Source organism: Streptomyces sp. NPDC060028 (assembly GCF_042736725.1).
GTDB lineage: Bacteria > Actinomycetota > Actinomycetes > Streptomycetales > Streptomycetaceae > Streptomyces.
Window position 1 is genome coordinate 1 of sequence record NZ_JBHWVJ010000117.1, and the last position, 19,861, is coordinate 19,861.

The 19,861-nt window shown below is 71.8% G+C and carries 19 protein-coding genes and 3 pseudogenes; 9 read left to right on the forward strand and 13 right to left on the reverse strand.

Annotated features, from left to right (window positions below; genetic code table 11):
- Window positions 1–57 precede the first annotated feature (57 nt).
- Window positions 58–843, reverse strand: a complete 786-nt coding sequence (gene nagB, locus ACFWBF_RS34200) for a glucosamine-6-phosphate deaminase (protein ID WP_385608621.1) — start codon at window positions 841–843, stop codon at window positions 58–60.
- A gap of 111 nt (window positions 844–954) precedes the next feature.
- Window positions 955–1,716 (reverse strand): SDR family oxidoreductase, encoded by a 762-nt coding sequence (locus ACFWBF_RS34205; protein ID WP_385608623.1) that lies wholly within the window; start codon window positions 1,714–1,716, stop codon window positions 955–957.
- 86 nt (window positions 1,717–1,802) lie between these two features.
- Between ACFWBF_RS34205 and ACFWBF_RS34210 the strand changes: the two genes are divergently transcribed.
- Window positions 1,803–2,399, forward strand: a complete 597-nt coding sequence (locus ACFWBF_RS34210; RefSeq protein ID WP_385608625.1) for a TetR/AcrR family transcriptional regulator — start codon at window positions 1,803–1,805, stop codon at window positions 2,397–2,399.
- A 370-nt stretch (window positions 2,400–2,769) separates the two neighbouring features.
- A complete protein-coding gene (locus tag ACFWBF_RS34215; protein ID WP_385230956.1) occupies window positions 2,770–4,239 on the forward strand; it encodes a sensor histidine kinase in 1,470 nt (489 codons plus the stop codon).
- Window positions 4,240–4,413: 174 nt separating this feature from the next.
- Here ACFWBF_RS34215 and ACFWBF_RS34220 read toward each other — a convergent pair whose 3' ends face one another.
- Together ACFWBF_RS34220 and ACFWBF_RS34225 are read right to left on the reverse strand one after the other, a co-directional pair.
- Window positions 4,414–4,671, reverse strand: coding sequence for a WhiB family transcriptional regulator (locus tag ACFWBF_RS34220; protein WP_004937597.1), 258 nt, complete (start codon window positions 4,669–4,671; stop codon window positions 4,414–4,416).
- Between the two features lie 319 nt (window positions 4,672–4,990).
- The gene (locus ACFWBF_RS34225) at window positions 4,991–5,956 is read right to left on the reverse strand and encodes a diacylglycerol/lipid kinase family protein (protein WP_385608627.1); all 966 of its coding nucleotides are present in this window, start codon (window positions 5,954–5,956) and stop codon (window positions 4,991–4,993) included.
- An 85-nt stretch (window positions 5,957–6,041) separates the two neighbouring features.
- Between ACFWBF_RS34225 and ACFWBF_RS34230 the strand changes: the two genes are divergently transcribed.
- Complete coding sequence (locus ACFWBF_RS34230; protein ID WP_385608629.1) at window positions 6,042–6,500, forward strand: hypothetical protein; 459 nt, start codon at window positions 6,042–6,044, stop codon at window positions 6,498–6,500.
- 67 nt (window positions 6,501–6,567) lie between these two features.
- Here the strand turns inward: ACFWBF_RS34230 and ACFWBF_RS34235 are convergent, their stop codons facing one another.
- The 3 genes from ACFWBF_RS34235 to ACFWBF_RS34245 all read right to left on the reverse strand — a co-directional run bounded on the left by ACFWBF_RS34235 (window position 6,568) and on the right by ACFWBF_RS34245 (window position 8,507).
- Window positions 6,568–7,623 carry an RNA polymerase sigma factor SigF gene (locus ACFWBF_RS34235; protein ID WP_385608631.1) on the reverse strand — a complete coding sequence of 352 codons (1,056 nt, stop codon included), beginning with the start codon at window positions 7,621–7,623 and terminating at the stop codon, window positions 6,568–6,570.
- A complete protein-coding gene (locus ACFWBF_RS34240; RefSeq protein WP_030153599.1) occupies window positions 7,620–8,033 on the reverse strand; it encodes an anti-sigma regulatory factor in 414 nt (137 codons plus the stop codon). Before ACFWBF_RS34240 ends, ACFWBF_RS34235 begins: the two co-directional genes overlap by 4 nt.
- A 213-nt stretch (window positions 8,034–8,246) precedes the next feature.
- Complete coding sequence (locus ACFWBF_RS34245; protein ID WP_385608633.1) at window positions 8,247–8,507, reverse strand: UBP-type zinc finger domain-containing protein; 261 nt, start codon at window positions 8,505–8,507, stop codon at window positions 8,247–8,249.
- 64 nt (window positions 8,508–8,571) lie between these two features.
- Between ACFWBF_RS34245 and ACFWBF_RS34250 the strand changes: the two genes are divergently transcribed.
- Complete coding sequence (locus ACFWBF_RS34250; protein ID WP_385608635.1) at window positions 8,572–10,152, forward strand: Na+/H+ antiporter; 1,581 nt, start codon at window positions 8,572–8,574, stop codon at window positions 10,150–10,152.
- A gap of 109 nt (window positions 10,153–10,261) precedes the next feature.
- Here the strand turns inward: ACFWBF_RS34250 and ACFWBF_RS34255 are convergent, their stop codons facing one another.
- The 4 genes and pseudogenes from ACFWBF_RS34255 to ACFWBF_RS34270 all read right to left on the reverse strand — a co-directional run bounded on the left by ACFWBF_RS34255 (window position 10,262) and on the right by ACFWBF_RS34270 (window position 12,964).
- The gene (locus ACFWBF_RS34255; RefSeq protein ID WP_385608637.1) at window positions 10,262–11,152 is read right to left on the reverse strand and encodes a 1-aminocyclopropane-1-carboxylate deaminase/D-cysteine desulfhydrase; all 891 of its coding nucleotides are present in this window, start codon (window positions 11,150–11,152) and stop codon (window positions 10,262–10,264) included.
- Between the two features lie 23 nt (window positions 11,153–11,175).
- Entirely contained in the window at window positions 11,176–11,766 is a 591-nt protein-coding gene (locus ACFWBF_RS34260) for an N-acetylmuramoyl-L-alanine amidase (protein ID WP_385608639.1), read from the reverse strand.
- Window positions 11,767–11,902: 136 nt separating this feature from the next.
- A pseudogene (locus ACFWBF_RS34265) lies at window positions 11,903–12,432 on the reverse strand (hemin transporter); the annotation flags it as partial.
- Window positions 12,433–12,517: 85 nt separating this feature from the next.
- Entirely contained in the window at window positions 12,518–12,964 is a 447-nt protein-coding gene (locus ACFWBF_RS34270) for an Rrf2 family transcriptional regulator (RefSeq protein ID WP_385608641.1), read from the reverse strand.
- 204 nt (window positions 12,965–13,168) lie between these two features.
- Here ACFWBF_RS34270 and ACFWBF_RS34275 point away from each other — a divergent pair, with 204 nt between their 5' ends.
- From ACFWBF_RS34275 to ACFWBF_RS34290, 4 genes are all read left to right on the forward strand, one after another.
- Complete coding sequence (locus ACFWBF_RS34275) at window positions 13,169–14,575, forward strand: family 2B encapsulin nanocompartment shell protein (RefSeq protein WP_385608643.1); 1,407 nt, start codon at window positions 13,169–13,171, stop codon at window positions 14,573–14,575.
- Window positions 14,572–15,630, forward strand: a complete 1,059-nt coding sequence (locus ACFWBF_RS34280) for a family 2 encapsulin nanocompartment cargo protein polyprenyl transferase (RefSeq protein WP_385608651.1) — start codon at window positions 14,572–14,574, stop codon at window positions 15,628–15,630. The genes ACFWBF_RS34275 and ACFWBF_RS34280 overlap by 4 nt, the downstream gene beginning before the upstream one ends.
- Window positions 15,631–15,759: 129 nt before the next feature.
- A complete protein-coding gene (locus ACFWBF_RS34285; protein WP_385608645.1) occupies window positions 15,760–16,353 on the forward strand; it encodes a GNAT family N-acetyltransferase in 594 nt (197 codons plus the stop codon).
- A 77-nt stretch (window positions 16,354–16,430) separates the two neighbouring features.
- The gene (locus ACFWBF_RS34290; RefSeq protein ID WP_385608647.1) at window positions 16,431–17,015 is read left to right on the forward strand and encodes a dihydrofolate reductase family protein; all 585 of its coding nucleotides are present in this window, start codon (window positions 16,431–16,433) and stop codon (window positions 17,013–17,015) included.
- Between the two features lie 263 nt (window positions 17,016–17,278).
- Here ACFWBF_RS34290 and snpA read toward each other — a convergent pair whose 3' ends face one another.
- On the reverse strand, window positions 17,279–17,938 hold the full coding sequence (snpA, locus tag ACFWBF_RS34295) for a snapalysin (protein ID WP_385608649.1): 660 nt from the start codon (window positions 17,936–17,938) through the stop codon (window positions 17,279–17,281).
- A 208-nt stretch (window positions 17,939–18,146) separates the two neighbouring features.
- On the opposite strand from snpA, the pseudogene ACFWBF_RS34300 reads away from it, so the two are divergent.
- Window positions 18,147–19,055 (forward strand): annotated as a pseudogene (locus ACFWBF_RS34300) (LysR family transcriptional regulator); the annotation flags it as partial.
- A gap of 450 nt (window positions 19,056–19,505) precedes the next feature.
- On the opposite strand, the pseudogene ACFWBF_RS34305 reads toward ACFWBF_RS34300, so the two are convergent.
- Window positions 19,506–19,685: pseudogene (locus ACFWBF_RS34305) on the reverse strand (NAD(P)-binding domain-containing protein); the annotation flags it as partial.
- Between the last annotated feature and the right edge of the window lie 176 nt (window positions 19,686–19,861).

Below are 19,861 nucleotides of genomic sequence, written 5' to 3' on the forward strand. Positions count from 1 at the left end.
GGGCGATGTCCCGGCCTCCCGATCGGGAGCCCGGCCCTTCGCGTCGTACCGGTAGGGCTACAGACCCTGCCAGGCGGGCTTGTCGGCGAAGGTGTGGCGGAAGTAGTCCGCCAGCTTCAGCTTCGACGCCGCGGCCTCGTCCACCACGACGGTGGCGTGGCGGTGCAACTGCAGCGCGGAGGCCGGGACCAGCGCCGACAGCGGCCCCTCGACGGTCTGCGCGACGGCCTCGGCCTTGCCCTCGCCCGTGGCCAGCAGAACCAGGTGCCGGGCGTCCAGGATGGTGCCGATGCCCTGAGTGATGACGTGGTGCGGGACCTGGGCCATGTCGTTGTCGAAGAACCGCGCGTTGTCCACGCGGGTCTGCTCCGTCAGCGTCTTGATCCGGGTGCGCGAGGCCAGCGACGAACACGGTTCGTTGAAGCCGATGTGCCCGTCCGTGCCGATGCCGAGCAGCTGGAGGTCGACGCCACCGGCCTCGGCGAGGGCGCGGTCGTACGCGTCGCACGCCCCGACGATGTCCTCGGCGGAGCCGTCGGGACCCATGAAGGAACCCTCGGACAGGCCCAGCGGCTCGACGACCTCGCGCAGCACCACGGCGCGGTAGGACTCCGGGTGGCCGGTCGGCAGGCCGACGTACTCGTCGAGCTGGCAGATCCGGGCCTTCGAGGCGTCGACCTGGCCGGCCTTGACCTTCGCGGCGAGGGCCTCGTAGATGGGCAGCGGGGTAGAGCCGGTCGCCACGCCGAGCAGGGCGTCGGGCTTGCGGCGGACCAAGGCGGCCATGGCCTCCGCGATGAGCTCGCCGCCTGCCTTGGCGTCCGGGACGATGACAACTTCCACGCGGGGCCTGCCGATCTGGAGAGATTGTGTGGTATAGACCAATCTAGCAGAGGCGGGGCGCCTGTGCCGGGCCTTCGCCCACTCCATCGTGATCCTCCTCGCGCGGGCCTGCTACAGCAGCGCCAGCTGGAGACCGCCCGTCGCGTCGAGGTGCTGGCCCGTGACCCAGCGGGAGTCGGGAGAGGCCAGGAACGCCACCACGTCCGCGACCTCCTGTGACGTGCCCACCCGGTGGAAGACGGAGCGCGCGGCCACGTGGGCCCGGGTCGCCGGGTCCGCGAGCAGGGCCGCGTTCAGGTCGGTCTCGGTGATGCCGGGGCCCACCGAGTTCACGGTGATCCCGCGCGGCGCGAGCGCGGCGGCCAGCGACCGGGTCAGGGCGTTGACCGCACCCTTCGCCGTGATCGTGGCGAGGATCGCGGGCAGGGCGATGTCCGGGGTGCCGGTCACGTTCACGATCCGCCCCCCGTCGCGCAGCCGCGCCAGCCCGTGCTTGATCACGAAGAACGGCGCCTTGGCGTTGAGCGCGTGCGTCCGGTCGTACATCTCCTCGTCGGTCTCCTCGATCCCCGCGAAGATGGCGCCCCCCGCGTTGTTCACCAGGACGTCGACCTCCTCGGTGGCCAGCGGATGGGCCGCGTACGCCGCCCACAGTGCCTCCGCGTCCCCCGGAACCCCGAGCTCCGCCCCGACCGCGAACGCCCGGCCCCCGGCCGCCTCCACGGCCGCCACGACCTCCTCGGCCGCCGCCTCGTTGGATCCGTAGTGCACGGCGACCAGCGCCCCGTCCCGCGCCAGCCGCAGCGAGACGGCCCGCCCGATACCCCGGCTGCCGCCCGTGACCAATGCCGTCTTCCCCTTGAGCACGCCCATGACGCGCCCCCCTTCAACATTCGATAGCGGTCGCTACAGAAAGGACCGTATCCCAGATTCCGTAGCGCGCGCTATAGAATGAGCGCATGGTGACCGGACAGCGCGGCAGACCCCGCTCCTTCGACCGCGACGCGGCCCTGGACAAGGCCATGCTGGCCTTCTGGGACCGCGGTTACGAGGCGACCTCGATCTCCGACCTGACCGCCTCGCTCGGCATCAGCGCGCCCAGCCTGTACGCGGCCTTCGGGGACAAGCGCAAGCTCTTCGACGAGGTCGTGGTGGTCTACGGCGGCCGGTACGGGGACTTCGCGAGCGTGGCGCTCGCCGAGGAGCCCACCGCCCGCGCGGCCGTCGCCCGGATCCTGCGCGAGGCCGCCGAGGTGTACACCGACCCGGCCCACCCGCCGGGCTGCATGGTCATCAGCGCGGCCGTCAACACGACCTCGGAGGAGGTCGGGCAGGCCCTGCGCGAGCGGCGCAATGCCAACCTGGCGATGTTCGAGAGCCGGATCCGTGCCGACATGGCCACCGGCGCACTGTCCGCCGACACGGACGCGCGGGCGCTGGCCCGCTATGCGGGGGCCGTGCTTCAGGGGATGTCCCAGCAGTCGCGCGACGGCGCGGGCCGGGAGGAGCTGGAGGCGGTGGCCGCGGTGGCGATGCGGGCCTGGCCGGCGGCGTAGGCCGGGCGGCGCGGGCCCGGCTGCGTTCCTCTGGGCCACGGTGCCTGACGGGACCCTCGGCCCGCCCGGCACCGTAGCCCGGAGTACTTACGGCCAACGGGTGTGCGGTTCCCGGCGGCCGGTGATGAGGAGCCTGCGCGGTCAGGGCAGAGCGCGCGGCTTACCTCGATCCGTCCTCCTGTGCGGGGAGGGCGGAAGCGTGTGCCAATTGTGGACTAGACCAATCTGTTCTGTCCATCCAATGACAGGGCCGTTGGTCCCGTCACTTCCTCCAACAGTACGCGGAGTCCGGGGCTCCTGGATACTCCTGAGTAGTCCAGGTGCGGAAAGTCATCCGCCGTACCCGGGGTACGCTCGCAACGTGCCCTCCATGAACGACCTCGTACGCCAGCACACCGCTCTCAGTGAAACCGAACTGGAGTGGCTCCACCTGCTGGTCTCGGAGTGGCAACTGCTCTCCGACCTCTCCTTCGCCGACCTCGTCCTGTGGGTTCCCACCCTCGACGGCAGCCGGTACGTGTCGGTCGCGCAGATGCGCCCGAACACCGGCCCCACCTCGTACCAGGACGACATGGTCGGTCACTTGGTCCCGCGCGGCCGCCGCCCGCTGCTCGACGCCGCGCTCGACGAGGGCCGCATCGTGCGCGAGGGCGACCCGGAGTGGCGCGAGGAGGTGCCGGTCCGCGTCGAGTCGATCCCCGTCCGCCGCGAGGGGCGGGTGCTGGGCGTGATCGCACGCAACACCAACCTGCTCACTGTGCGTACACCGAGCCGGCTGGAGCTCACCTACCTCCAGTCCGCCTCCGACCTGGCCCAGATGATCGCGGCGGGGTCCTTCCCCTTCCCCGGCCAGCAGGTCGACATGGACGCCTCCCCGCGCGTCGGGGACGGCCTGATACGGCTCGACGCCGACGGCGTGGTGACGTACGCGTCCCCGAACGCGCTCTCCGCGTACCACCGGCTCGGCCTCGCCTCCGACCTGGTCGGTCAGCACCTGGGCGACACCACCGCCGAACTCGCGCCCTCCCGGGGGCCGGTGGACGAGGCGCTCGTCAAACTCGCCAGTGGCTGGGCCCCGCGTGAGACCGAGGTCGAGGGCAACGGCGGGGTCATCCAGCTGCGCGCCATCCCGCTCAAGCCGAAGGGGACCCGGATCGGCTCCCTCGTCCTGTGCCGCGACGTCACGGAACTGCGCCGTCGCGAACGTGAATTGATCACCAAGGACGCGACCATCCGGGAGATCCACCACCGGGTGAAGAACAATCTGCAGACCGTGGCCGCACTGCTGCGGCTCCAGGCCCGCCGGATGGATTCGGAGAACGGCCGCGAGGCCCTCAACGAGGCGGTCCGCCGCGTCGGTTCGATCGCGATCGTGCACGAGACGCTGTCTCAGAACCTGGATGAGCGGGTCGAGTTCGACGAGATCGCCGACCGCGTGATCGCGATGGTCTCGGAGATCTCCCCGGGCAAGGTGGACTGCCGGCGCACCGGCCGCTTCGGGATCCTGGACGCGGAGGTCGCCACGCCGCTGTCGATGGTGCTGACCGAGATCCTCCAGAACGCCCTGGAGCACGCCTTCACCCAAGGGGAGGGCGGCACCGTGGAGGTGTCCGCGGCCCGCTCCGGCGCCGGCCGCGACGATGCCCGGCTGTTGATCACCGTGCTGGACGACGGCTGCGGTCTGCCCGAGGGCTTCGACCCCCAGCGGGCCGGCAATCTCGGGCTGCAGATCGTACGGACCCTCGTGGAGGGCGAGCTCGGCGGCACCTTCGACATGGTCCGGGTCGAGCCGCGCGGCACCAAGGTCGTCCTCGACATACCGGCCAGCCCGCAGAAATGAGCAGCAGGCCGCTCACCGAGCGTGACGAAAGGCGGCCCGGACAGCACTGAGCCCCGGAACCGGGGCCCCTCCCAGCGGTAGCTGGGGGAGGCTGTCGGTCCGGGGCTCAAGAGCACGTTGCTGAGCGCTGATGCGGGGTACTACGCGCTGCGGCTCGAGGCTCGAAAGTCGATGTCAGGCGGTGGCGTTGCGCGCCCGATTGCGAGCGGCGCGACGCTTCATCGCGCGGCGCTCGTCCTCGCTGAGACCGCCCCAGACGCCGGAGTCCTGACCGGACTCGAGCGCCCACTGCAGGCACTGCTCCATGACGGGGCAGCGGCGGCAGACGGCCTTGGCTTCCTCGATCTGCAGCAGCGCAGGACCGGTGTTGCCGATGGGGAAGAAGAGTTCCGGGTCTTCCTCGCGGCAAACGGCGTTGTGACGCCAGTCCATGGCTGCTCCATCTCCTTGTATTGCGGGCAGGTTGCTTGTGAATGTGAACGCTTTCACGAATCCCTTCGTGAGGGAAGGGTGAGCGCCCAGTTTCCCGGGTGCGTCGAAGATTCGTGGAGGGGTTCTGGCGGTCTGTGTGGGTGCCGGGTTCTGCGGGCTGTCCCGATCGCCATGTAGAGATTCGCAAACCTCGGACGGGGATACAACCCCTTCCGGAAAGTTTTTTTTGATTCGTCGGTGTCTACTAGGTCACAGCCCTACATCGTGAGGGTGGACCGGCGTGTAAACGTTCGAGTGAAAGGACTTTAGGCCCTTCCACTCACACAATCACACGCAGTGCCCGGCGTACGCCTGTGAACCGAACGCTGGTGCGCAGGCCGAGGTGGTCTCCGTCCATCTGGAACGGAAGCGGCACCTTCGAATGCAAGGTGAAGTCGGTCAAATCGTGCAGAGACACCGCGTGCTTGCCGTGCGGACCGCGCTCAGGAGTCGAGGTCAGGAGCTGTGTCGCGTACCGCGCGACCGCCGGAGTTGACAAACGATTGAGTGCCAATACGTCAAGCGCTGTATCGAACGACGCCTCCGGGGAGGCGTAAAGCGGACGATTGCCCAGATACGTCCAGGGCGAGGTGTTGCACACTATCGACAGCACCAGATCCGTCACGGGATCCGCGCCGGGCCGCTCCAGCGTGACCGTGCCGTGCCTGCGGTTGGGCTCTTCCAGGAACTGGCGCACCAGCTGTCGTACATACAGGGCATGCGTCGAACGTTTGCCGCGCTCCCGCTGCTGCTCGACCCGCCCCACCACACCCGCGTCGAAGCCGAAGCCCGCGCAGAAGGTGAACCAGCGGGCCGGAACCGACTCGTCCTCCGTGCCCGGGCTGCCGGCGGCGAGACCCAGCCCCACCGTCCGCTCACGCTGCTCGCGCAGTGCGTCCAGCAGGGCGCCGGTCGCCTCGACCGCGTCGTTGGGCAGGCCGAGCGCTCGGGCGAAGACATTGGTGGAGCCGCCGGGGACCACGGCCAGGCGCGGCAGCCGCTCCGGATCGGGCCCGTTGTGCAGCAGTCCGTTGACCACCTCGTTGACGGTGCCGTCGCCGCCGAGCGCCACCACGAGGTCGATACCGGTCTCGGCGGCCTTGCGCCCCAGGTCCCTGGCGTGTCCCCGGTACTCGGTGGTCACCGCCTCCAGCTTCATTTCGCTGGCCAGGGCATGGGTCAGGACGTCGCGCGTGCGCGCACTGGTGGTCGTCGCTGCTGGGTTGGCCACGAGAAGTGCACGCATGAGCGCCAGCCTACCCACCCCTCCATACGCCGCCCATACTGCCCGTCCCCCTCCGGGGCCCAGCGGGCGCGGCTACCCTGCTGGGGTGAGTACGAAGCCCACCCCCAGCCCCGCCACCCCCGCCTCTGCCGCCCGCCCGGCCGCCCCGCTGCCCCGTCGGCTGACCGCGGCCGCCGCGCTCACCGCGCTGGAGGGACTGGCCCTGGCCGGCCTCGGCGTCTACATGCTGTTGGTGGGCATCTTCGGCGACGCCGACTCCCCGCGGCAGGCCGAGACCGGCGGGGTCACCCTGCTCGTGCTCGCCGCGCTGCCGCTGATCGCGGCCCGCGGGCTGCGGCTGGGCCGCCGCTGGAGCCGCGGCCCGGCGCTGATCACGCAGCTGATGGCGCTGCCGGTGGCGTGGACGCTGTGGACCGGGGGCGGCGGTGCGATGACCGCCGCCGCGGTCGCCTTGGCCCTGGCCGCGGTGGCCGTCGTGGGACTTCTGGTGAATCCGACGGCGACCGAGGCACTCGGGATCGGGCCCGCGGAACAATCCCGCTAGCCCGTACGTACTACTGCTACTACTACTCGGCCTGCTCCTCGGCCTGCTCCTCGGCCTGCTCCTCGGCCTACTCCTCGACGAGGAGCTTCTCGCGGAGCTGGGCCAGGGTGCGGGCCAGCAGCCGGGAGACGTGCATCTGGGAGATGCCGACCTCCTGGGCGATCTGCGACTGCGTCATGTTGCCGAAGAAGCGAAGCAGCAGAATCCGCTTCTCCCTCGGCGGCAGTCCCTCCAGCAGCGGCTTGAGGGACTCGCGGTACTCGACGCCCTCCAGGGCCTCGTCCTCCGAGCCCAGGGTGTCCGCGACCGCCGGTGACTCGTCGTCGGTGTCCGGGACGTCCAGCGAGAGCGTGCTGTAGGCATTGGCCGATTCCAGCCCCTCCAGCACCTCCTCCTCGGAGATCCCCAGCCGCTCGGCCAGTTCGTGCACCGTGGGGGAGCGGCCGTGCTGCTGGGACAGTTCGGCCGTTGCCGTGGTCAGGGAGAGCCGCAGCTCCTGAAGGCGCCGCGGGACCCGGACCGCCCAGCCCTTGTCGCGGAAGTGGCGCTTGATCTCGCCGACCACCGTGGGCGTGGCGTACGTGGAGAACTCGACCCCGCGGTCCGGGTCGAAGCGGTCCACGGACTTGATCAGACCGATCGTGGCGACCTGGGTCAGGTCGTCCAGCGGCTCACCGCGGTTGCGGAACCGCCGCGCCAGGTGCTCGACCAGCGGCAGGTGCATCCGTACGAGCCGGTTGCGCAGCTCGGCCTTCTCCACCGAACCGTCGGGCAGCGCCCGCAGCTCGATGAACAGGGCCCGCGCGCCGCTGCGGTCGCGCGGATCCGGCAGGGCCGGAGTCGGCTGGAAGACAGGCGCCTCCAAGGCCGCCGGTGTGCCCGGTGCCTCCGGGGCCGCGGCAGCGGCCACCGGTGGCCGCACCGGCTGTGGTGGCTGTGGTTCTTCGTGCTGGTTCTCGCTCACAGGGCCCGCCCGTCGCTCCGCCGAGTCCAAAAAGCCGTCTTCCGCATCCGCGTCAGCCGGGTGCGGTCGGGCGTGCAGCTGTTCCGGGATGCCGCCGTCGACCTCGTGCCGTACCCGGGGCCGATCCCCGCCCCGCACCGGGATCTCCCCGCCGCTCACGCCGGGCCTGGTCCCGCGCCGCGTTGTTTGTAGAGGCTGATGCTCACCGTCCGGTCCTCCTCGACCGTGGACTCGACCTTGCCGGCCAGGGCCGACAGGACGGTCCAGGCGAACGTGTCGCGCTCCGGTGCACGACCGTCCGTGGTCGGCGCCGAGACGGTCACCTCCAGCGAATCGTCCACCAATCGGAAGACGCAGCTGAGGACGGAGCCGGGCACGGCCTGCTGGAGCAGGATCGCGCAGGCCTCGTCCACCGCGATGCGGAGGTCCTCGATCTCGTCGAGGGTGAAGTCCAAACGTGCCGCGAGGCCGGCCGTGGCCGTCCGCAGCACCGACAGGTAGGCACCCGCAGCGGGCAGCCGGACTTCCACGAAGTCCTGGGTCCCGGGCTCGCCTGCGATCTGGGACACCCTCACCTCCAAGGTGGTACGAGCTCTGTTCGCCGGTGACGCTATCGCGATCCGGGTGATCGTGTCGCGGCACCCCTCGTGGCACCCGCTTGGAGCACCCGGGCCGGCCGTGCCTCTGTCCGGTGACTGATGGTAAGCCCACGGGTACACACAGTGGCTAGTGGTCTGCGGGCCCAAATCAGGGGAACCGGCGGAGGGTTGACCTACCCCTCCTCAGACGATCGAACCGTCGACAAAACACCATCGCCAGGTCTCGCCCGGTTCGTAGCTCCGCATGACCGGATGGCCGGTCTCGTGGTGGTGCGCCGTGGCGTGACGGTACGGGGAGGAATCGCAGCAGGCAACGTAGCCGCACCCCAGACACATCCGCAGTTGCACGGGATGGCTGCCGAGCTCCAGACATTCGGGACAGGTCTGGGCAAGAGGGATCGGCTCGGGGCGCGGCAGTTCGGGAACGTGGGTGCACTCGCTCATGATGGCCAGCGTACTGAGGCACGGGCGCGCGGCGCCGGATTCAACCGAACGAGGATGATCTTCGATGGAGGTATTGCCCCTGGTGGCTCTGGTCGCGGGTTGCGCCGTCGTCGCGGGAGTGGCCCGCTGGACGCCGGTGCCCGCGCCACTGCTCCTGGTGGCCGCCGGGCTCGGGGCGGCCTACGTCCCGGGAGTGCCCTCGTACGCCCTCGACCCGCACATCGTCCTGCCGCTGCTGCTCCCGCCGCTGCTGTACACGGCCGCGGTCGACAGTTCGTACCTGGACCTGCGGGCGAACATGCGGCCCATCGCGCTGCTGTCGGTGGGTTACGTGCTCTTCGCGACGGTCGCGGTCGGATACGTCGCCTACCTGATGGTGCCGGGCCTCTCGCTGCCCGTGGCGCTGGTGCTGGGCGCGGTGATCGCGCCGCCGGACGCGGTGGCGGCGACGGCGATCGCCCGGAAGCTGGGGCTGCCGAACCGGATCACGACCATCCTGCAGGGTGAGTCGCTGGTCAACGACGCCACCGCGATCACCGCGTACAAGGTGGCGCTGGCCGCGGTGGTCGGGGTGGGCGCCGGCTGGGCGCACGGGATCGCGGAGTTCCTGCTGGCGTCGGTGGGCGGGGTCGGCGTGGGCCTGCTGCTGATGGTGCCGATCCACCACCTGCGCAAAAGGCTGCGGGAGCCGCTGCTGCAGAACACGCTGTCGCTGCTGATCCCGTTCGTGGCGTACGCGGCCGCCGAGCGGGTGCACGCCTCGGGAGTGCTGGCGGTCGTGGTGGTCGCGCTGTACCTCGGACACCGCAACTGGCAGGTGGACTTCGCGACCCGGCTCCAGGAGGAGGCGGTGTGGAAGATGGTCGCCTTCCTGCTGGAGTCGCTGGTCTTCGCGCTGATCGGACTCCAACTGCCGGTGGTGCTGAAGGGGCTGGGGGAGTACGAGGGGCTGCACGCGGCCTGGTACGCGCTCGCGGTGTTCCTGGTGGTGGTCGCGGCCCGGTTCGCGTGGGTGTTCCCGGCGACCTTCCTGCCACGGGCTCTGTCGGAGCGGATCCGGGAGCGGGAGCCGGACACGAACTGGAAGGCGCCGGTGATCGTGGGATGGGCCGGGATGCGGGGGGTGGTGTCGCTGGCGATCGCCTTCTCCGTGCCGATGAGCGTGCCGCACCGCAACCTGATCCTGTTCCTGACCTTCACGACCGTGATCGGCACGCTGGTGGTGCAGGGACTGACCCTGCCGCCGCTGATCCGCCGGCTGCGGCTGCCGCCGCGGGACCAGCACGCCGAGACCTTGGCGGAGGCGCAGGCGCAGAGCGAGGCCTCGCGGGCCGCGGAGGAGCGGCTGGACGAGCTGCTCGCGGAGCCGGCCAACGCCCTGCCGCCGCCGCTGGCGGACCGGCTGCGGACGGTGCTGGAGCGGCGGCGCAACGCGGTGTGGGAGCGGCTGGGCGGGGTCAACGCGGAGACGGGCGAGTCGGCGGACGACGTCTACCGCCGGCTGTCGCGGGAGATGATCGGGGCGGAACGGGAGGTGTTCGTCTCGCTGCGCGACCGCCGCCGCATCGACGACGAGATGCTGCGCGCCCTCCTGCGCCGCCTGGACCTGGAGGAAGCGGCGGCGTACCGCGAGGAGTCGACGTGACGCCCGCGGCGCCGCACCTGTCAGCTTCGTCGGCTCGATGGGCTCCGCCGGGGGACGGCGGGAGGGGCGGGCAGGGGACGGCTCCGCGCGGCGGCAACCCGCCCCGGCGTCAGGGCCGACCTGTGATGACCGCCGTCAGGGTGGTGCCGCGGGCGAAGGTCCCGCACTCCGCGAGGGCCGTCAGGGCCCAGAGGAGCTTCGCCACGTAGATCCGCTCGACCGGCAGTCCGTGCCGGGACTCGAAGTCGGCGGCGAAGTCGTCCAGCTCGGCCGGGACCCGGGCGTAACCCCCGTGGGCGAAGCCTTCGGCCAGGGTCCAGTCGCCCGCCGGCCCTCCGAAGGCCGCCGCCTGGAGGGAACGTATCTCCGCCCCGAGGAAGCCGCCCGCCAGCACCGGCACGCCCAGCGCCCGCTGCCCGGGGGCGAGTCCGGCCGCCAGGCCCGCCAGCGTGCCGCCCGTGCCGCAGGCCACCGCCACCACGTCGCCCATGCCCCGCAGCTCGCGCCCCAGCTCCCGGCAGCCGCGCAGCGCAAGCGCGTTGCTGCCGCCCTCGGGGATCACGTACGCCTCCGCCGCCCCGGCCTCGCGCAGCAGCCGGGCCAGCACCTCCGGTTCCGCCTTGCGGCGGTAGTCCTGCCGGGAGACGAAGTGCAGCCGCATCCCGTCCGCCGCGCACCGGGCGAGGGAATCGTTGAGCGGACGCCCCGCCAGCTCCTCGCCCCGCACCACCCCGACCGTCGGCAGGCCGAGCAGCCGGCCCGCCGCGGCCGTGGCGCGCAGGTGGTTGGAGTACGCCCCGCCGAAGGTCAGCAGCGCCGGACGGCCGCCGTCGACGGCCGCCCGCAGGTTCGGCGCGAGCTTGCGCCACTTGTTGCCCGGCAGCTCCGGATGCACGAGGTCGTCCCGCTTGAGCAGCAGCCGTACGCCGTGCACGGCGAAGCGTCCGTCCACCACCTCGACCAGCGGGGACGCCGGGCGGGGGCGCAGCGCGTCGTTCATGCGGCCATTGTCCCGCCGCGCGGCTACTTCAGGCGGTCGTGGACGCGGTCGCGGAAGGAGTCCATCGTGAAGCCCTTCGGGTCGATCTTGCCCGGCTGCCATTCGAGGTGGCCGATCACCGAGCGCGAGGTCCAGCCGTGGACCCGGCAGACCGCGGCCGCCGCCCGGGCCATCGCGTCGAGCTGGACCGACGGCCAGGGGTCCTCGCCGTCGCCGAGGTTCTCGCACTCGAAGCCGTAGAAGTGCCGGTTGCCGTCGGTGTTGGCGTGCTGGTCCGGCGGCAGGCGCTTCTCGGCGACCACGGCCGCGAGGACGTCGGAGTCGCCCGACCCCGCGTGGTTGGCGCGGCCGTAGCCGACCAGGTGGACGCGGCCGTCCTTGGTGATCACGCCGTGGCAGAGCGGGCCGGGGAGCGCCTCGTCGCCGTCGCGGCAGAGTGCGACGGTGAACGCGGTGCCGTGGGTGACGGTGTGGTGGATCATCACCCCGTTCACCGGGCCCCAGGGGCCCTTGTGGTTGCGGTTGTGGGTGCGCCAGGCGCCCACCTCGACGACGGTCAGACCCTCGTCCCGCAGGGCCTGGATGAACCGGTCCGCGGACATGGGTGCGGCCATGGCCGCCTCCTTCGTAGCGGTGCGCGACGAACACTGTGTGTGTCCGCGTCGTTACGTTCCGGTTTAGTGGAGGCAGGCCTTCCGAGGCTAGGGCATTCGTACGGCGAGCGAGCCGATCCGGACAGTGCGGGCGCGGCTACGCCGAGGCGAGCCACAGGTCCGGGCCGAACGCCTCGTAGTGGATGTCCGAGGCCGGCACCCCCCTGGCGGTCAGCAGAGGAGCGGCCCGCAGAGGTACGCCCTGGTGCCCGGGGCGATCGGGACGGCGGCGAGGTCGAGTGCTCCAGCATCGAGAGCATCGGGGTGCAGCCGATGCCGGCCGAGGCGAGCAGGACCGGCGCGCCGGGCGCCGAGGAGAGGCTGTACTGGCGGATCTGGCGGGCGCCGTCCGGGAGTTCGACCTGTACGGAGACGTACTGGCCCGGCGTCGGCCGGGACGAGGTGGAAGGTGGTGCGGTCGGCGGTCTCCTCGACGCGGGCGGTGACCGTCCAGGTCCGCCAGACGTCGCCGGCGAGGACCTGCTGCTCGGCGTGGAGGCGCTCCTCGATGGTGGCGAGGGCGTTCGCCATCAGCCAGTAGACCTCGTCCCATGCCGCGGCGACCTCGGGGGTGACGGCTTCGCCGAGGATCTCGGCGATCGCCTCGAAGAGGTGCTCGTGGACGACCGTGCTTGTGGGCGATGCGGTTGAAAAAACAGCCGCCCAGCACTCCGCCGCGGTGCGGACTTCTGTTCGAACGGCCGGCCGGGGATCAGCCCAGGCGGGGCGGCAGCCGGTGCGTATCGGCCATCCGGCCCCCTGGTTCAGGGCCTTCGGCCCCCATGCGCGCAGCCGGCGACCCGCCCGAAATGCCCAGTAGCGGGGGCCCGGTCGGCGCCGCGACCAGGTCGTTCACCGTCAGCGGGTCCAGCGAGGCGAAGAAGGCCTCCTGGGCCCGGCGCAGCGCGCCGCGCAGCACGCAGGCGCCGCGCAGCGGACACGGGGCGGCGCCGTCGCAGTCCACGACATCACCCGCCCCTTCCAGCTCCCGGATCACTCCGCCCACCGAGGCGGCCCGCCCCGCGGAGGTCAGGGCGAGCCCGCCGCCGCGCCCGCGGCGCGCCTCGACCAGGCCGAGGTGCTGCAGCCTGGCGACCACTTTGGCCGCGTGGGTGTACGGCACCTCCAGGGTGGCCGCCACCTCGCGCGTGACTGGCATCCAAGAAGCACATTAAAGTGCGGCCTTGTTCGCTCTGCGTGGCCGAAACCCGTGGGGTACGAGTGCCCTCCTGAGGAGGAGTTGAACTTCAGAGAGTGCCCACCCGCGGACGGAGTAGTCCCACCCTTTTGTGTAATGGTCCCACCGCGTTGCGTTCTGGAAGGGTTGCATCCCGCAGATCCGCAGTGATCGAAAGGGAAAGACATGTCGGTCCAGGCAGGTTCCGAATCCGAGACCCAGACACCGCAGCGCAGTCTGGGGACATCGGCCGCACGGAACTTGGCAACCACGACCAAGTCCGCGCCGCAGATGCAGGAGATCACCTCGCGGTGGCTCCTCAAGATGCTCCCGTGGGTCTCGGTCCAGGGCGGCACGTACCGCGTCAACCGCCGCCTGAGCTACTCGGTCGGCAACGGCGTCGTCGAGTTCATCAAGACCGGCACCCAGGTCCAGGTCATCCCCGCCGAACTCGGCGAACTCCCGCTCCTGCGCGACTACGAGGACGAGGAGGTCCTCGCCGAACTCGCCCAGCGGTGCCGCCAGATCGACTTCGAGGCCGGCCAGGAGCTCACCTCCTTCGGCAGCCCCTCGGACAAGGTCTTCCTCCTCGCCCACGGCCGCATCGACCAGGTCGGCCCCGGCCCCTACGGGGACGACGCCGTCCTGGAGACCGTCGCCGACGGCGCCTTCTTCGGCGAGGCCTCCCTCGTGGACGAGGAGGCGATCTGGGAGTACACCGCCCGCGCCGCCACCGCCGGCACCGCCCTCGTCCTGTCCCGGCAGGACTTCCAGCTCCTCGCCGACCGGGTCGACTCGCTGCGGGCCCACCTGGACCACGTACGCACCCTGCCCGCCCAGCGCACCAACAAGTACGGCGAGGCCGCGATCGACCTCTCCGCCGGCCACCAGGGCGAGGCCGTCCTGCCCGGCACCTTCGTGGACTACGAGGGCCGCCCGCGCGAGTACGAACTCTCCATTGCACAAACGGTCCTGCGCGTGCACACCCGCGTCGCGGACCTCTACAACCACCCGATGAACCAGACCGAACAGCAGCTGCGGCTGACGGTCGAGGCGCTGCGCGAGCGCCAGGAGCACGAGATGCTCAACAACCGCGACTTCGGCCTGCTCCACAACGCCGACTACGACCAGCGCATCCAGCCCCACGACGGCGCGCCCAGCCCCGACGACATGGACCAGCTGCTCAGCATGCGGCGCGGCTCCAAGCTCTTCCTGGCGCACCCCAAGGCCATCGCCGCCTTCGGCCGCGAGTGCAACAAGCGCGGCCTCTACCCGGAGTCCGTTGACATCGGCGGCAACCGGGTCCCGGCCTGGCGCGGGGTGCCGATCTTCCCGAGCAACAAGATTCCGATCAGCGACGCCCGCACCACCTCGATCCTGTGCATGCGCACCGGCGAGGACGAGCAGGGCGTCATCGGCCTGCACCAGCCCGGCATCCCGGACGAGATCGAGCCGAGCCTGTCGGTGCGTTTCATGGGCATCAGCGAGCAGGCGATCATCTCGTACCTGGTCACCGCCTACTTCTCCGCCGCCGTGCTGGTGCCGGACGCGCTGGGTGTCCTGGAGAACGTCGAGATCGGCCGCTGGCGCTGAGCGCGGTGAACGCCGCCTTGGCGACCGGCGAGGGCCAGGAGGCCGAGGCCGCCGCCCTGCTGGAGCGGACAAGAGAAACGGTCAACCCGGAGCTGCGCCGGACCGTCGAGAGCCTGCCCGGCTCGATGCGGCGCGTGGCGATGTACCACTTCGGCTGGGAGGCCGCGGACGGCACGCCGGCCGCGGGCAGCGCGGGCAAGGCCATCCGGCCCGCCCTCGTGCTCGCCTCGGCCCAGGCCCTGCGGGGGCCGACGGGCCGGGTCGAGGACGCCGTACGGGCGGCGGTGGCCGTGGAACTGGCGCACAACTTCACGCTGCTGCACGACGACGTCATCGACAAGGACACCCGGCGGCGCGGCCGGGACACGGCCTGGACCGTGTTCGGGACACCGGACGCGATCATCACGGGCGACGCCATGATGTCGCTCGCGCTGAAGCTGCTCGCCGAGGACCCGCACCCGGCCTCGGCCGCGGCCTCGGCCCGGCTCGCGGCCTGCGTCATCGAGCTGTGCGCGGGCCAGCAGGCGGACTGCGCCTTCGAGCAGCGCCGCCACGTCTCGCTCGACGAGTGCCTGACCATGGCCACGGCCAAGACCGGGGCCCTGCTCGGCTGCGCGTGCGCGCTCGGCGCGCTGTACGCGGGAGCGGGGCCGGACGAGGTCGACGCCATGGACGCCTTCGGGCGGGAGGCCGGGCTGGCCTTCCAGCTCATCGACGACCTGATCGGGATCTGGGGGGACCCGGGGCACACCGGCAAGCCCGCCGGCGCCGACCTGCTCGCCCGCAAGAAGTCCCTCCCGGTCGTGGCCGCCCTCACCTCGGGCACCGGGGCCGGGGAGGAGCTGGCCGCCCTGTACGCGGGTCCCATGACGGCGCAGGACGCGCTCAAGGCCGCCGACGCGGTGGACCGGGCCGGCGGGCGGGACTGGGCGCAGGCCCATGCCGCGGACCGGATGGGCCGGGCGGTGCAGCAGCTGTCGCGGGCCGTGCCGGACCTCGGGGCGGCGGGCGGGCTGCTGGCGCTGGCGGAGTTCGTCACGCGCCGCACGAAGTGAGCGCTCCGTAGGCAGGCCTCGGCCTGTTCCGGCACCTCGGGGTGCCGGAACGGGCCTTTCTGCGTCCGCGGGTCAACTCTAGGATCACTCAAGGTTGTTGACGCATGAGTGAAGTGAAGGGTGTGACCCATGGCGCTGGAGATACGTCAGGCGGACCAGTCGGACCGGGACGCGGTGGCGCGGCTGCTCGACGAGGCCTTCCGCACCGACCCGGTGAGCAGCTGGGTCTTCCCGGACCCGGAGCACCGGGCGGCGGTGCACGGGAAGTTCCTCGGCGTCTTCGTGGACGTGGCCCTGGCCGAGGGCCGGATCGACTACGCGGCCGACGGCTCGGCGGCCGCGCTGTGGCTGCGGATCCCCGCGGGCGAGCCGGAGGAGGAGGACGAGATTCCGGCGAAGATGCGCGCGGTGGCCGACCCCGACAACGAGCGGTGCGAGCTGGTCGGCCGGCTGACCGGCGCCGTGCACCCGACCGCGGAGGAGCACGAGTACCTCCTGATGATCGCGGTCGCGCCGGGCCGGCAGGGCGAGGGCCTGGGCGGGGAGCTGATCCGGCCGGTGCTGGAGCGCTGCGACCGCGAGGGGGTGCCGGCGTACCTGGAGGCGAGCAGCGAGCGTAGCGGCCGGCTGTACGAGCGGCTGGGTTTCGAGCACACGGGGACGCCGGTGCAGCTGCCGGACGGGCCCCTGATGTGGCCGATGTGGCGCAAGCCCCGGGGGTAGTTGCGTAACCACTACGGCTGAAGTACTTTACTTGACGTGCCCCGGGGCGGTGGCACTGCCGAACGGAAGAGACGCGCTTGCGCAAGCTCACGTACTTCATCGCCACGACGATCGACGGCTTCATCGGAGCCCCGGACGGCGACGGCGATTTCTTCTACACCTTCCTCGACCACGAGTTCATCGATCACCTCAAGGCCGAGTACCCGGAGACCATCGCCGCCCCCGGGCGTGCGCAGCTCGGGATCGAGGACGCGCAGTCCCGGCGCTTCGACGCGGTGCTCATGGGCCGGGGCACCTACGAGCCGGGCCTCAAGCTGGGCGTCACCAGCCCGTACGGCCACCTGCGCGAGCAATACGTCGTCTCGCGCTCCCTGACCACCGCGCCCGACCCACAGGTGGAGCTGATCAGCGGGGATCTGGTGGCCCGGGTCCGTGAGCTCAAGGCCCGGGACGGGCTGGACATCTGGCTGTGCGGCGGCGCCGACCTCGCCGGCCGGCTGGTCGACGAGATCGACGAGTTCATCGTCAAGACCTACCCGGTCTTCGCCGGTACCGGCATGCCGATGTCGCGGGCCGGCTTCGGGGTCCGCCCGCTGGAGCTGACCGGAGTCAAGGCCCTCGCCGGCGGCCAGGTCATCACCTCGTACGCCGTCAAGCGCTGACCCGCACCACCCGTACGACCCGCACACCCCGCCGGATGCGCGGAACCGGCCTACCGTGGAGGTATGGCCGGTAACGAGCAGCACGCGACGGAACACGCGACGGTCGCCCCGCGGGCCGGGCACGAACAGCGGACGTGCCCGGCCTGCGGGAGCCCCGTCGTCACACTGGTCAGACGGCGCAAGTCCCTGGGGATCTTCGTGCCGGCGTGGAGCCCGGGCCCCTGTCGGAACCCGGACTGCACGGCGTACGCCCCTGCGGACTCCTAGCCCTTCGTGTCCAGCCCCGAGGCGACGAGGCCGTTCGCCCAGAGCTGGTTCACGCGCGAGCGCTCGGCGGAGTTCGGGTTGGGGTTGGTGCACGAGGTGCCCGGCCCGCCGCCCGACATGAGCTCGCTGCACGGCCCGGAGTAGTGGTCCGGCAGACCCAGCACGTGGCCGGTCTCGTGCGCCGTCACCCGGGTCGAGTTGTACTGCTGGTTCTGCTGGTAGTCGAGGAAGATGTAGCCGCGGCCGTGCCCGTCCGTGCTCGCGTACGAACCGCGCGAGTCGTTGCCCTCGCGGTACGAGAAGTTCCCGCCCGAGGACACCTCCTGCAGCTTGACGTTGGACACCGAGCTGTTCCAGATCTGCGTGGAACGGGCTATCACGCTGCGGAAGCTCGGCGCGTTGCGGGTGTTGTACGTGACGGTCACGGCGAGGACACCCGGGTTCGCGGCGCGCTGCTCGGCGACCGAGCGCGAAACGGCCTCGAAGAAGGCCTTGTTGGCGGCCTGGTTCTCCTGCGAGGTCTCGTACGCGGCGTAGCTCGCGACATTGCCGACGGGCGCCGGCGCGGCGACGGCGGCGGGGACGGTGCCGGCGAAGGCGGCGGCGATGCCGAGGCCGACGGTGGTGGCCAGTAAGGCCTTTCGGGAGTGGCGCATGTGGGGGAGCTCCTACTCGTCCGGTGCGGTGGGGGGTGGTCGTTCGAACCGGAGTCTGCGGGAGCACGAGCGGCCGGCGGATGATGTCAGCCACCGATAACACCGGGCTATCGGGAGTTTTCGGCAGGGCAACCCCCATGAGAATGGCGGGAATCGGAGGGATGCCAGTGGCTGGTGCGGCCAGCCGGGCCCGGCCTACTCTCGGGGCATGGAGCTTGAGGTCAGGCACCTGCGCGCCCTGTGCGCCATCGCCGACGCCGGGAGTCTGCACAAGGCCGCCCGGCAGCTCGGCGTGAGCCAGCCCTCGCTGACCACCCAACTGCGCCGGATCGAACGGGCCCTGGACGGCGAACTGTTCCTGCGCGAGCGGACCGGATGCCGGCCCACCCCTTTCGGCCGCACGGTGCTGGGCCGGGCCCGCCCGCTGCTGGCCGAGATGGCCGCCCTCGTCGCGGAGGCGCGGGCGCTGGCCCGCGGGCCCCGGCTACGGATCGGCTCCACGGCCAGCCGCGCCCTGCCGGGATGGCTGCGACGGCTGCACCGGCGGCTGCCCGACACCGAGACCTCGCTGGTGGTGGACGTCTCGGCCAACGCCCTGCTGCGGATGGTGGCCTCGGGGCAGCTCGACGTGGCGTTCGTCCACGAGGTGGAGGGCAGCCCGCTGCGGGTGCCGGCCGGGCTGCAGCTGCGCGTACTGATGGACCGGGAGCCGCAGTTCGTGTCGATGGCCCGGGACCATCCGGCCGCGGCGCGGCCCGTGGTGGAGCTGCGGGACCTCGCCACCGACCGGTGGGCCGTGGACCCGTCGGTGGACGGGGAGTGGGACGGCCTGCGCCGGGTGTTCGCCGGGGCCGGGCTCGACCCGCCCGTACTGCACGCCGACTACCACACCGCGACCTCGCTGATCGTCTCCGGCGAGGCGGTCGCCCCCTGCCAGCCCACCTCCGGCCCGCGCGACGACATGGCGATCCGGCCACTCTCGGGCGACCCCCTCGCGGTACGACTCCTGCTCGCGACCCGGCCGGGCGCGCACCCGGAGGTGTACGAGGACCTCTGCGCGGCCTACCGCGAAGCCGCCCTGCGGACCCCGCCGTACCGGGCATGGCTGCACCGGCACGCGCGGCGCTCGGGACCCCTGGGCCTCGTCGGCGGCCCCCGGGGCGAGGGCGGGGGCCGGGAAGGCGAGGCGGCCCTCGCCGCCCTGCCCCCACACGCCGATGGCGAAGACGGCGGTGGCCTCCAGGAGCGCCGCCCGGTCGAGGCCGCCGCAGGGCAGCGGGGTGCAGCCCATGGTGGTGACGAGCGCGGTGGTGACCCGTACGGCCTCGGCGGCCTCGGCGCAGAAGGGGGCGGCGAGCGGGGAGCCCTCGAAGGCGGGCTTCTCCATGGTCCAGATGCTCTCGTGGACGAGGCTGAACACCTTGACCAGGTGGGGGCCGGGAGCGGCCGCGGCCAGCCCCCGCGCGCCGCTGCCGCTCAGCACCCGGCCGCCGGGTCCCGTCGCCATGGGGACGGTGCAGTCGAGCAGGACCCGCCCGGCGAGGTCGAGCGGACGGACCACGTCGGCCGCCACCTCGGCCGGTACGGCGACCAGTACGGCCTCGCCGTGCGCGGCGGCCCCGGCCTGCGTCCCGTGGCCGCCGGCCCCGATCCGCCGGGCGGTCCGGGCGGCCGCGGGCACGTCCCGGCCGCCGATGTACACGTCGTGCCCGGCACGCACCCAGGCACCGCCGAGTGCGGTGGCCACTGAGCCGGTGTGCCGAGAGTTCCGATGCGCATGGCTGCGCCTCCAAGTGCGCCCACGCCCCTGAAGCCCGGCCGCGCACCTGCCGGGCGTACGACAACGGCCCGGCCGCGGGAGCGGTCGGTGGGCAAGGCGCTGCGGCGTCTGGGCCAGCGGGACCGGGCGCGGGTGTGCTGGCG

Coding starts and splice junctions, on each gene's coding strand:
- snpA (WP_385608649.1), bottom strand. CDS start 17,938: ATGCGCCACTCCCGAAAGGCCTTACTGGCCACCACCGTCGGCCTCGGC.
- ACFWBF_RS34255 (WP_385608637.1), bottom strand. CDS start 11,152: ATGAACGACGCGCTGCGCCCCCGCCCGGCGTCCCCGCTGGTCGAGGTG.
- ACFWBF_RS34245 (WP_385608633.1), bottom strand. CDS start 8,507: ATGAGCGAGTGCACCCACGTTCCCGAACTGCCGCGCCCCGAGCCGATC.
- ACFWBF_RS34250 (WP_385608635.1), top strand. CDS start 8,572: ATGGAGGTATTGCCCCTGGTGGCTCTGGTCGCGGGTTGCGCCGTCGTC.
- ACFWBF_RS34215 (WP_385230956.1), top strand. CDS start 2,770: ATGAACGACCTCGTACGCCAGCACACCGCTCTCAGTGAAACCGAACTG.
- ACFWBF_RS34275 (WP_385608643.1), top strand. CDS start 13,169: ATGTCGGTCCAGGCAGGTTCCGAATCCGAGACCCAGACACCGCAGCGC.
- ACFWBF_RS34220 (WP_004937597.1), bottom strand. CDS start 4,671: ATGGACTGGCGTCACAACGCCGTTTGCCGCGAGGAAGACCCGGAACTC.
- ACFWBF_RS34270 (WP_385608641.1), bottom strand. CDS start 12,964: ATGCCAGTCACGCGCGAGGTGGCGGCCACCCTGGAGGTGCCGTACACC.
- ACFWBF_RS34225 (WP_385608627.1), bottom strand. CDS start 5,956: ATGCGTGCACTTCTCGTGGCCAACCCAGCAGCGACGACCACCAGTGCG.
- ACFWBF_RS34260 (WP_385608639.1), bottom strand. CDS start 11,766: ATGGCCGCACCCATGTCCGCGGACCGGTTCATCCAGGCCCTGCGGGAC.
- ACFWBF_RS34205 (WP_385608623.1), bottom strand. CDS start 1,716: ATGGGCGTGCTCAAGGGGAAGACGGCATTGGTCACGGGCGGCAGCCGG.
- ACFWBF_RS34285 (WP_385608645.1), top strand. CDS start 15,760: ATGGCGCTGGAGATACGTCAGGCGGACCAGTCGGACCGGGACGCGGTG.
- ACFWBF_RS34210 (WP_385608625.1), top strand. CDS start 1,803: ATGGTGACCGGACAGCGCGGCAGACCCCGCTCCTTCGACCGCGACGCG.